The 12,609-nt window shown below is 40.0% G+C and carries 9 protein-coding genes; all 9 read left to right on the forward strand.

Annotation, left to right across the window (positions count from 1 at the left end):
* Window positions 1–59: 59 nt before the first annotated feature.
* The 9 genes from AAAT87_RS06335 (at window position 60) to AAAT87_RS06375 (ending at window position 12,606) form a co-directional block, all read left to right on the forward strand.
* On the forward strand, window positions 60–1,010 hold the full coding sequence (locus AAAT87_RS06335; RefSeq protein WP_349225958.1) for a hypothetical protein: 951 nt from the start codon (window positions 60–62) through the stop codon (window positions 1,008–1,010).
* Between the two features lie 115 nt (window positions 1,011–1,125).
* Complete coding sequence (locus tag AAAT87_RS06340; protein ID WP_349225959.1) at window positions 1,126–3,243, forward strand: DUF262 domain-containing protein; 2,118 nt, start codon at window positions 1,126–1,128, stop codon at window positions 3,241–3,243.
* A gap of 203 nt (window positions 3,244–3,446) precedes the next feature.
* The gene (locus AAAT87_RS06345) at window positions 3,447–4,697 is read left to right on the forward strand and encodes an ImmA/IrrE family metallo-endopeptidase (RefSeq protein WP_349225960.1); all 1,251 of its coding nucleotides are present in this window, start codon (window positions 3,447–3,449) and stop codon (window positions 4,695–4,697) included.
* A gap of 192 nt (window positions 4,698–4,889) precedes the next feature.
* Window positions 4,890–5,165 (forward strand): hypothetical protein, encoded by a 276-nt coding sequence (locus AAAT87_RS06350; RefSeq protein ID WP_349225961.1) that lies wholly within the window; start codon window positions 4,890–4,892, stop codon window positions 5,163–5,165.
* Window positions 5,166–5,196: 31 nt separating this feature from the next.
* Window positions 5,197–7,071 carry a WG repeat-containing protein gene (locus AAAT87_RS06355; RefSeq protein WP_349225962.1) on the forward strand — a complete coding sequence of 625 codons (1,875 nt, stop codon included), beginning with the start codon at window positions 5,197–5,199 and terminating at the stop codon, window positions 7,069–7,071.
* 494 nt (window positions 7,072–7,565) lie between these two features.
* Window positions 7,566–8,357: a hypothetical protein gene (locus tag AAAT87_RS06360; protein ID WP_349225963.1), complete on the forward strand. Its 792-nt coding sequence runs from the start codon at window positions 7,566–7,568 to the stop codon at window positions 8,355–8,357.
* 244 nt (window positions 8,358–8,601) lie between these two features.
* Window positions 8,602–9,936 (forward strand): DUF2130 domain-containing protein, encoded by a 1,335-nt coding sequence (locus AAAT87_RS06365; protein WP_287625418.1) that lies wholly within the window; start codon window positions 8,602–8,604, stop codon window positions 9,934–9,936.
* A 751-nt stretch (window positions 9,937–10,687) separates the two neighbouring features.
* A complete protein-coding gene (locus AAAT87_RS06370; RefSeq protein WP_089543141.1) occupies window positions 10,688–11,377 on the forward strand; it encodes a DUF4468 domain-containing protein in 690 nt (229 codons plus the stop codon).
* Between the two features lie 188 nt (window positions 11,378–11,565).
* Window positions 11,566–12,606: a helix-turn-helix transcriptional regulator gene (locus tag AAAT87_RS06375; RefSeq protein WP_349225964.1), complete on the forward strand. Its 1,041-nt coding sequence runs from the start codon at window positions 11,566–11,568 to the stop codon at window positions 12,604–12,606.
* Window positions 12,607–12,609 lie beyond the last annotated feature (3 nt).

The following is a 12,609-nucleotide window of genomic DNA, read 5'->3' on the forward strand; positions in this document are numbered from 1 at the left end:
TCTAACAAGAGTGTAGCTTTTAATGAGGGCTACACTCTTTCATTTAAAAATCGAAATTTATGGAAAATGATATTGAAAAAATAATCGCAAACATGCCTAAGGATGTAATTTTAAACATAATGCGAAATAATGTCGAAAAGAACTGCGAGACAATGTTTAAACTTTCCTATAACTGGAGAAAACAACATAAGGCAACCAACGAGAAGATTGATTTTGCCTATTATATGTTCCAGCAACATCTTGCTAATATGAGAGCCATTCTTGAGCTTTCAAATGGGATAGAGATTTATTCAAACCATCCTGAAACAAAAGTAATTGAACCCACTACTATCATTTCTATTGTTAGAAGCGTATATGAAAGAATGTTTATTTTCCATTGCATATATGTCCTACCAGAAACAGAAATAGAACAAGACATTTTGTTATATCTATGGATTATCAAAGGGCTAAAAAACAGGCAAGTAGGTTATGTACCTCAAGAATTCCAAGAAAAAAAGGAAAGAGAGAGAGACGAAATTAATAAAATCATTGACAAAATCAAAGATTATTCTAATCGTCTGAATATAATTCAAGAGGCTAAGGATAAGATTATTGGTTATGCAAAAAATAAGTCACTTACTCCCAAAGGCTATAAATATATCAAGAACGCTAACCATGTCATTATTGATTTTGAGGAAATCAGCCTAAGTAAAGCATCGGAAGAATTAATGGGAACAACGTTTCCACCTATCTATAATTATTTCTCGATGCACTCCCATCCGTCATACCTTGGGACATTACAATTTTCCCAACTATTTGATAAGGAAGTAAACAAGGATTTTATGCGAACACTTATTGTTAGTATTGCATTATTCCAAGGGAAAATCATTTCAGATTTTGTCAACAGCGTAGAAGGAGTAAAGGAAATCTTCGAAACCTTACCAAAAGAGGAGCAAGAAAATTGCAGGATGAATAATCAAATCTTTCAATCCTTAAAAGAAAGTAATGAAGTAGAACAAGAGGATTCATAACGTCATTACACTTAACAAAGTTTATATGACAAAGTTGTGAACTCTCAACTATTTTCATTATTTTTGCATTAATTTTAAGTATTGTTCAAAACAAATAATTAATAACATCAATCTTATGCGCGACGCTACAAGAATAACAGATTATTTCAATGGTTCAAGGACATTGTTCATCATTCCCTTGTACCAAAGAAAGTATGCCTGGCAACAGAAGCACTGTTCCAGATTGTTCGAGGATTTGAAAAAGATTCATCGAGATAAAATCTATAGCCATTTCTTTGGCAGCATTGTATCCACTAAAGCAGATGAATACGAGGACGACCTTCTCATCATTGATGGACAGCAACGAATCACAACACTTTCCTTGCTTATCCTAGCAGGTATCAATGCCGTAGAGAACGGAGACATGCAAGAAGGAGATGAAGACATCAATAAGATAAAGGAAGACTATCTCTATGCAATCAGAAGAAAATTGCCTAGAAAAATTAAGCTCTGTCCTATTGAAGATGATCAGAAGGCTTATGATGCCCTCTTCACGAACAATGAGAATGAGTTTATAAAGAACTGTGGAATTACCTCTAACTATCAACTGTTCTATAACTTAATCAAGGTTAGTGACCTTACGTTCGAGAATTTAATAGGTGCTATCGAAAGACTTACTATCATTGACATCTGCTTGGATTCAAGAGATAACCCTCAGTTAATCTTCGAATCCCTGAACTCCTGTGGCAAGGATTTAGAGGAAGCAGATAAGGTTAGAAATTACCTACTCATGTCTCTGTCAAAGGATGAGCAAGAAGAATATTACCATCAGTACTGGAGCAAGATTGAGAAACTTACTGAAGGTGAACCTACCATGTTTATAAGAGACTACCTCACTATCAAGAATGGTAACATCAGTAAGGTAGAGGAATTATACTTTGACTTCAAGGCTTTCGATGAGAACGAACACTTGAATCGAGAGACATTACTTGCTGATATGCTCAAATTTGCAAACTACTACAGACAAATTTGTAAGGGAGAAACAGGTAATAAGAAACTCGATAAAAAACTAAAGCAGATTGCAAGCATCGGCACTACAGTCCATCTGCCATTTCTACTATCTTTCTTTGATTATGCAAAAGACAACAACTTTGATGAGGAAGAAATCTTCACTGTCCTGGACATTGTAGAGAATTATTGGGCCAGACGTATCATTTGCGGCTATCCTGCGAACGCAATGCAGAAACTCTTCTCAATGCTTCATACTGATATCATGCGTATCTACAAGCGACATGAAGAAAAGGGTATTCCAGTCAATTGTTCCTATTCTCAGGTTATGGCATATATCCTTCTTCACAAACAGGGAACTTCAACATTCCCAAGTAACAGAGAGGTAAGCGAAGAGTTTGAAACAAGACAGATTTATCGCATTCCAAGCAACTACAAATACTTCCTCTTTGAAAGAATGGAAAATGAGAACAGCCCAGAAGCAGATGACATGATTGTTGAGAAGATGAAGGAAGGCAGAATTACCATAGAACATATCATGCCTCAAACTCTCACCCCACAGTGGAAGCATGACCTAGGTGAAAACTGGGAAGAGATATACGAAAAGTACCTGCATACTTTCGCAAACCTCACTCTCACTGGCTTTAACGTATCCTATAGCAACCACTCTTTCCAAGAGAAAAAAGAAGGATATATCGATAAAAAGGGTAATAAAGTTGATGGCTTTGATAATTCAGCATTCCGTCTGTCTAACTATATCAAGCATTGTGATAAATGGACATTGGAAGAGATTCTGAAACGCCAAAAGGTTCTGCTCGATAATTTCTTGCATCTATGGCCAATGATCACAACCAGTTATCAGCCCCTGGAAAAAGAATATGAATTGGTATCATTTGAAGATGATGAATACGAACTGAAAGGACGTACCATCGTTGGATTCAGATATAGAAACGAGAGACATGCCATTACAACATGGAAAGATATGCTTATTCAAGTAGACAAACTCATATATAATGAGAATCCATCCTCTATGGTGTATCTGGCGACCAAGAACAATAACCTATACGAAAAGGATTCAGAGGGCAAATCAAAGATTGCTGATAATTGCTATGTTTATTCAGCATGCAGTACAAATGCCAAACGTGCAATACTTTCGTACATCTTCAAAGGTTGTAATATCCCAGCTTCCGTACTGGAATTTGAACTGGTCCCTATTTCAGAGAACATTATTGAAAACGAAGAATAATAAAAAGCTCAATAACTCTTTGAATGGAGTAATCATACGAGTAGTCTTTCCACAAGCATTTGCAGAGAGACTTACTCCTTTACCTATTAATAGGAGAATTACAGTTCCAACTCTCAGAATGTGGGCATGTTCTCACAGACCTGCAGAATTCAGAAAAATCATCTTTGTAAGGAAAAAACATATCAATAACAGAAAAGTAAAATATGGATTTTGGAGAAGTTTTTGAAAAGAAAATGCCCAAGGCAATAGAGTATGCTTCACATATTATTATGGAAACAAGCAACTTCATTGATTTTGCAGTAGCCTTGGTTGACTATATGGATGAAGATTTTATTCCATATTGTAAATCAGTGTATGCCATGCTGAGAAGTTTGGACTATCCAACTGTGACATTTGAAAAGGATGATGAATTAGGAGATATAACTCCAGATGTCATCCGTAAAGAATACCATAACTTTCTATCGCAGCAAGAGAAGCTAGCACGAGAAAAAGAATTTAAGGAAAATATAGATGAGTTACAATTCCTGGTAAAAAGCTACCGTGATAGCAATGAGTTCAAAAAAATGTTAGATTTCATAGGTAGTTTTCCTTATCTCGCCCCTTACAATGCCATGCTAGTTCAGATGCAGAAGCCTGGTGCTACGTTCGTCCTAACAGGCAAGAAATGGGCTGAATATGGAAGGCAGCCGAAGTTGAATGGACAAAAGCTGATAGTTCTGAAACCATTTGGCCCAGTGCAATGCGTTTTTGACTTTGAGGATACAGAACCTATTCCAAATGCTACAGAAGTTATGGAAGAGGCAGACTTGATAAAAAAATATACGGAGAGCTTACAACAAGCACAAGGAGATTTGGATAAGAAGAAAATGGAAACATTGGTTTCAAACCTACCAGTATATGGAATATATCTGGATGACAACTTCTTGGCAGCAAACTCTTATGGTGGTTATATCATGCCATATCATGACCAAAAGTTAAAGGTCAAGATAGACAAAGACTATTATATGGAAGTTTCTTCCAATTTCGTGATAAGTGTCAATAAAAAGCAGTCTAATGCCGTTAAGTTCCATACACTTTGCCATGAACTTGGTCATCTTTTCTGTAATCATCAGTGCTATGATAAAAGAAAAAAACGCAAGCTGACCCTGAAGGAAGAAGAGTTTGAGGCAGAAACCGTTGCCTGGTTAATGTGCAAAAGACATGGCATAAGCAATCCATCAGAAGAGTACTTGGCTTCTTATGCCCCAAAAGGCGAGATTCCTATTTGTAGTACAGAGTTAATCATGCGAGCAGTAACAGAAATTGAAAGAATGATGGATGGAGCTGTAAGTGTAAATGACTCTATGTGGTATAAGGAGGATGCAGCATTCAAAGCATCGATAAATGCTCAGCGTCAAAAATTGAAGAGGTCTAGACAAACCGACCTATTCGGAAACAGAATTGGACTTGATTAAAGATACCTATTAGTGTGCAATACCATTCCTGTCTTACGATTTTGTAGCAGTGGTACCAAAGGTGAACGAACTAAAATTAAGGCATCCCCAAGAATACTCCAAAACATTTTCAAAAACATTTTTCTTTCTGTGCAGCTAGGCTGCACAGAAAGAACCTACCTTTGCACCAGTTAAACCAAGAACTATAAGATTATGGGACTATTAGATTTCTTGTTTGGGAAGCAAAAGCATCATGCAGCTCCCGATTTAAAAGCGCAAAGCCAACGCTACGACCAAGGCTATCATGATGGCTATCGAGATGCCTACGAGGAAGGGACGTGTGAAGATTGGGAATGCACCTGTGAAAATCTAGACTTCAATCCATGTGACTCTTCATTTGACGGTTATCCTGATGAAGATACCTTCCAAGAGGATGACTATGATAACTATGAAGATGATTCGGATTCATGTCCGGAAGTATGGTACTAACAGTTTCAAATACTATCAAAACAAATGCAATATGAACAAACGTTATTTTTCTTACTTTATGGTGGCAATGCTCACCATGATGTTTTTCTCTTGCTCAAAAACAGAGAATGGTAATGTAGAGTATATCCCATTCCAGGAAACCGCAGATGGTCAATGGGGCATGATTTCCCTAGATGGTAAAGTCCTTTTCAAGGAAGAGTTCAAAAATAAGCCAACCATTGTTAGAGATGGAAGATTCTTCGTAAGAACCAAAGACGGAGTATGGGAAATGTACGATGCAACAGAGAAGCCTAAGAAAATCGGAGGTGACTATGCTCACACATCAGGTTTTCGAAATGGCAAAGCTCTCGTAGCTCTCAAGAATCAGCCGGTGTCCATCATCGACACAGATGGAAGAGTAGTCAAAAATCTCGATAAGATTGACGGAAAGCAGGTAGATGGTGTAAGAGCCTTCGAAGGAGACTATGCTGTATTCATGACAGCCGATTCCCTCTGGGGAGTAATCAACCAGAATGGCGATTGTGTAGTAAAGCCAGAGTATTACTCTCTCAACGACTATGGAGACGGAAAGTTCATTGGAGTGAACGCCAAGTATAAGAAGGAAGTCAAGAAGGAGCAGAAGGACAAGGTAAAAATCTCCGTAATCAATCCTAGCGGCCAGGTACTCTTCGATTTTTCAGCTGGCAAGTATGAGAATATGCAATATCAGTTTACTGATGGGAAACTGGCAGTCTCAGTCAAGAAGGATGGAAAAGAAACATGGGGAATCATGAACGACAAGGGAGAGATCATCGTCAAACCATCGCCCAAGCTGAAGAATATTGGCACCATCCATGGAGATGTCTTCACCTATAATAATGGTGACGGCTGGGGACTCATGAATACCAAGGGAGAAACCCTGGTTAGAGCCAAGTATGAATTTCTCTATTATGATGAAGACGGAACACTGATTGCACTGGTCAAGAATGGAGATTCCTATGAATATAAGTATATCGACCAACAGGACAACCAGATTGGGGAAGATTCATATGTAAAGGCTACCCTATTCTCCATGTTCGATGGCCAACATGCTCTTGTGAAGCCCAATGACAAGATCTACTCTATCATTGACAAGAACGGAAAACAGCTGGAGAACCTTCCGGACATCGTTGATATCGGCACCTACGAAGGAGAAAGCTACATAGAAAGTGACTATGTGGATATCAACAAGATGATTGCAGGATTCAACATATCGCCGGACGGATTGTATGGCTTCAACTATCAGTCCACTCCACAGCAAGCAGTCAATATGGAGGTAAAACAAGACTTAGCCATCGGTGACAAGAAGCATAAGGCCGGTACTCCATATTGGTATGACTTCAAGGACAATATCATGTTGAGTGGTCAGTCGGAAGGTATCAATGGCTGGATTTCCATTCAATACTCCGGCAACCTCAGCAGACAGACCTACAGAACCAAAAGAGTCATAGACTATGATTTTGGTGACTACTATTGGTATCACGATGACAAAATACCAACCGGCTATGTTTGGAATAAGGTAAAACCAACATTATTTGGTCTCACCATTTACAATGGAGGCAGGATGCATGGCAAACTGAGAACTCTTTTCAATGCCCTATCCCAAAAAGTCAAGAGTTGGGGTAAGGTTGTCAAAGAAAACAATGGTGCAGCTATCGTTAATCTCAACAATGGCAAGAGAGCTATCATTACCATGGAAAAAGACAAGGTATCCGTATTCTGGGGACAGTTGAAAGCTGCTAAGGATATTGACATATCCAAATACAAGGATGCATGCGAGGAAGATGACCTCAATAATATATCTTATGGCTACCTCAATGACTTATTCTCTGACGAAGTTGCAGCAGACACCGCTGTTGTAGAAAGTGACTCTACGGCTGTAGAGTAAACCTCTTAAGCTATCTATTGGGATAAGCCTTTAGCTAATCCTTATTACATATTCTCCGAAAATCTTGTAGAACTCTCCAAAATTCTACAAGATTTTCGGAGTTTTTCAAAGATACGTTGAAGAACCCACAAAAATTTCAGAGATATTCAAAGGAAACTTGGTACCGGTTACTGCGCTACAGTGGTACCGATTGGAGTGATATATTGGTACCGATTAGAGTGCTACGCATGGCACAAAGACTACGCAACTATCATTTCTCTAATGTCATAAAAAAACATTCCCAAGTTTTTTTGCACATTTCTTTTCCTGCGCAGATAGACTGCACACATACTTATTACCTTTGCAACATCAAACCGAGAAGCCAAGGGATAGTCCCAAGGTAAGGTAAAAAGGAGGCTAGTATGAAAATGCATCTAAATCGACAAAACTTAGTTGCTTGACAATTGAAACTTAAATATTTATCAGAACTTTGTTGAACTAAAAATATCAAAAAGATGAAGACTGTTGTTTTAATGTGGAATCCAACTATTTCAAGCTTCCATGAGGAAGACTTGAGGAAGTGCATCCAAGTATTGGATAGTTATAATGAAGGAGACTGTCCCAACGAATATCTAGACCTCAACTGGTCTATATGGGACCATGAGCAGGTAAAAGATGGAGATAGATTCTTCATGGTAAAGGTCGGGGAAGGAAAAACTGGCATCGTCATGGCTGGAACTATCCAATCTAATCCTTATAAAGATAAGGACTGGAGCGGGAAAGACCGTGAAGTTTATTATGCCGACCTGTTTTGTGAATGCATTGTTGACATAGAGACAGCCCCTTACATATCCACGCAGGAACTCAAAGAAGCCATGCCAGAATTTGACTGGACGGGTGGACATAGCGGAAGAGTCATCGAGGATTGTACGGCATTCAAGCTTGAAAAAATGTGGGCTGAATACGTCTATAAGTACTATAATGTATTAGACTCTCAAAGAGCAAGTAGGGCATTTACGGCTGGCTATATCCCTGATCGACTTGAAGAATACCTATCCAAAGTTACTGAAGGAACCTGTGAGATCTGCGGCTATAACTACAAGAAGATATGGGGAGAGGACTGTGAGCAGAACAATCATTTTGTACGCTTCATTCCAAGAAGAACCGATCAAAAATGCAAGAACGGAGACAACGTCTGGAAACACTTCCACTGCATCTGCCCTAACTGCAGCCAATTGCCATACAAGGCGATAGGTGAAAAACTGGGCGAGAAGGACTTCTTTGACGATGAACTATGGATTGTTTAGCAAATGGGGAAAATCAGACTATATGCTTAAAACAACACTATAGGTGACCAGAAATAAGAACGGTGGAATACCTTTCCCACTACTTCTCCACCTCACCTTTGGCAGAAAAATATTTTTGGCACACCCTTTGTTAAAACAGAAATAGCAGGAAGATACCTTCCGGAACCAGATGGAAAGTTCCGAAAGTGATCAATCCTTACTTAATATAGACAATTCAATCAAATAACAGATTAAAATATACGATATGAAAGAACTGAAATGCCCTAAATGCGGCAACGTCTTCAAGGTAGATGAAGCAGACTATGCTGCTATTGTTGGTCAAGTCAAGAATGCAGAGTTTAACCAGGAGGTAGAACGACGCATGAAGGAACTCGAGAAACAGCAGAAGGCTGAGCAAAAGGCTGAGACCTTGAAAGCAGAACAGAACTATCAGAAACTGCTTTCTGAGAAAGAGCTCAACCTTACCCAGAAAGATGCTGAGATTGCCAAGCTTCAGAGCCAACTAGAAGGTATTGAGAAAACCAACCAGCTCAGCCTGGCAAAAGAGATTGCCAAAAAGGATAAGGAAATCGCAGCCTTGCAGACACAGCTGTCCTCTAACGAAAGCAAATTAAAGGTTGCCATCCTGGAGGAGCAAAATAAGAGCAAGGATTTCCTCCAGAAGAAGGAACAGGAAATTCAGAAGCTCAAGGGAGACATGGAGCTGGCCCAGAAAGAAGCAATCATCAAGGAAAAGAACCTGAAAGAAGACTTTCAAAGCCGACTGAAGCTCAAGCAGGAGGAAGTAGATCACTACAAGGAGCTGAAAGCCCACATGTCCACCAAGATGATTGGAGAGAGCCTGGAGGTTCACTGCAGCACTGAGTTCAACAGAGTAAGAAGCATGATGTACCCATGCGCCTACTTTGAAAAGGACAATGATGCAAGTGGCGGCAGTAAGGGAGATTTCATCTTCCGAGACACAGCAGATGGCGTAGAGTACATTTCCATCATGTTTGAAATGAAAAACGAGATGGAAACCACGGCTACAAAGCATAAAAACGAGGACTTCTTTGCCAAACTCGACAAAGACAGAAAAGAAAAAGGCTGCGAGTATGCGGTTTTGGTCTCTCTCCTGGAACCAGACAGTGAGCTATATAACGAAGGTATCGTTGATGTATCCTACAAGTATCCGAAGATGTATGTAATCCGTCCTCAGTTCTTCATGCCACTGATCTCACTCCTCACCCAGGCATCCAAGAAGAGCATCGAGTACCAGAAGGAACTCATTTTGGCTCGCCAGCAGAGTGTGGATGTTACCAACTTTGAGAACAAGGTCAATGCCTTCCGTGATAAATTCGCCGGTCACTATCAGAAAGCCAGCGAAAAATTCAACAAGGCTATTGAAGAGATTGACAAGACCATCAAGTCTCTCCAGAAGATGAAGGATAATCTCCTGAGCTCAGAGAACTACCTTCGTCTCGCTAACAATGACACGGAAGACCTGAGTATCAAGAAACTCATTCGCGGTAACCCCACGATGAAGGAAAAGTTTGAGGAGGCAAGAAGAATGGATGAAGCGTCCACTCACTTAGGCTAACAAAAAGCCTGACTAAAAAAGCCTGGCTGGAATAAGAGCTGGTCTCTGAAAGTTAACCCATCCCTCAAGCTGCAAATATACAATAATTATTTTGCAGTTACAAAGAAAATAGGTTAAGATTAACATAGACTATCATAAATGGCGGGTGTCATGATGGCATTCGCCTTTTTATTTTAGTGAACTTTATAACTAAGTCATCATGAAAGTTTCCGCCAAACGTCAAGATATATGTAACTAGCTACCTAAAATTCTACTAAAACCAGCTTTGCCTGAAACTACATCAGACAAAACTATATACCCTTTCTCCTATCAACAATACATCACTGAGCAAATTTCTTATCGATGAACACGATTAAATGACATCACACTTTGAACATAAAAGAGACATCGCTAATGGCATTAAAAGCGATTTTTTCTCTTTTTTTATGCATTTTCTTAGAAATATTTTTCTATGCAGATTGACTGCACAGAACGCCCGTACCTTTGCATCGTGATTCAGAGAAACCGAGGAATGGTTCCAAGGTGCTGACAAACATATTTAATTTTATGGGAAGTATTTTTTTAGTTTTGTTCTTTGCATGGTTATTTAAGGGTTTTGGCAAAGCCATCACCCACACCGACAAAAGAAAGCCACGTACCAACTGGGATAGACTCAGTTATGAACAGAAAGCATGGATTCATGACCATGATAATGGAAGATAATCTGTCAGAAGCGAGATAAACAATTCACATTCATAAAACAAGGTAAACAATGAAAAAGGTAATAATGTCATTAGCACTTTTGCTAACAGCTGTAATTTCAGCAAACGCCCAAATTCTCAGAGCAGAGGAACTAGAGAAGTATGCCAAGGAGAAATATGGAGACAAATGGGTAGAAGCTGCCTCCAATCTTGGCAAGCAACTCACTCTTGACAAGAACAACGCCATCGACTATGTACAGGTCATGGAAGCACCTGGCCAAAGCAAGGCACAGCTCTATGTTCTTCTCAATTATTGGTTCACTGCCACCTTCAATGACGCCAACTCTGTGATCAAACTCAATGACAAGGAACTGGGAACCATCATCGCACAAGGTTATGTAGCAGACATCGCACAACACGCAGGTGGAAGCAACGCCTACAACGTCAGCATCAAACCCGTCATCAAGTGTGATATCAAGGACGGAAAGGTGAGAGTTACCTATACTGTACCTTTCTACAGTGTCACCAAGATGGTAGGCGGCGGATGGATGGCAGCTCTTGGAGGAAGCCAGACTCCACCAGTTCGTTCCGATGAAAAGTGGACCTTGGATTCCTGCTTCCCATTTGCAGCCAAAGACTCCCATAAAAAGACATCCTGCAAAGCCTTGATCATGGCACATGCCTACTCAAATGTAGTAATGGACAAGATTGAGGAGTGTATCAAGAATGGTCTTACCGGCAACGAGAACGACAATTGGTAAAATACAAAGCGTTTACGAACTTATTCTTTCGTGGATGTATTTATTTAATCGGCAAATGTAGGAGGACTCTTCTGGAAAAGGAGTCCTCCTTTTGTTTTTTTGCAGGAAAAAGTTAAATATTCATGGCTACGCAAATAGATTGCGGAGTTATTTATTATCTTTGCACCAAACTTTTAAATGAATAGCTTATGCCAGCAAACAAGAATGCCTTAATAAGGTACAAGACTATAGACAATTGCCTGAGAAACAAGTATCGCCGATGGACTATCGACAATCTGGTGGATGCTTGCAGTAATGCCCTCTATGACATGGAAGGCATCTCTAAAGGAGTGTCATTAAGAACCGTGCAGGCCGACCTGCAGATCATGCGCAGTGACAAACTGGGCTACAATGCCCCTATAGAAGTATATGACGGCAAATACTACCGCTATGCCGATCCCGACTATTCCATCTTCGACATGCCTCTGTCTGAAAACGACTATGAAATCATGAAGGAAGCCGTTGAAATGCTCAAGCAGCTGGAGGACTTTGACCATTTCTCGGAGATGGCAGACGTGGTGGGAAGATTGCAAGACAAGCTATCGATCAGCAGAAGCAACAGAAAGCCCATCATCCACTTTGACTCGATGCCAAACCTCAAAGGACTGGAACTTCTGAACCCTCTCTACAATTACATCGCCAACAAGCAGACGCTTAGAATCATGTATCAGTCTTTCAACGCAAAGGAGGCAAATGAATATATTCTCTACCCTTATTTGCTGAAGGAATACAGAAACAGATGGTTCCTTTTCTGCTCAGTGAAAAAAGACTTGGTCCTGTACAACTTTGCCCTTGACAGAATTGTATCCATTGAGCCTGTCGATGAACCCTTCAGAGAGAACCCGAAGTTTAATAGCGAGAAGTTCTTCGACGATGTCATAGGGGTGAGCAAGAATATCGACAACAAGCCACGCACCATCAAGTTCTGGGCTTCCCCTGAGCAAAGCAAGTATATCATGACCAAGCCGCTTCATCATAGCCAGGAGCTTATCAGGCAGAATGAGGATGGCAGCTGTATCTTCAAGATCTCAGTGGTCATCAACTTTGAACTCTACTCTGTACTCATGAGCTATGGCCCAGGGGTAAGAGTCATCTATCCCCGAAATGCAGTAAGCTATATGAGAGACAAGACCAAGGAAATGGCAGAACTGTACGAACAGCATACCCATTTCGTTGAAGACAACAATTAAAAT

The sequence above is a fragment of the Segatella sinensis genome (assembly GCF_040095255.1).
GTDB classification, from domain to species: Bacteria; Bacteroidota; Bacteroidia; order Bacteroidales; family Bacteroidaceae; genus Prevotella; species Prevotella sinensis.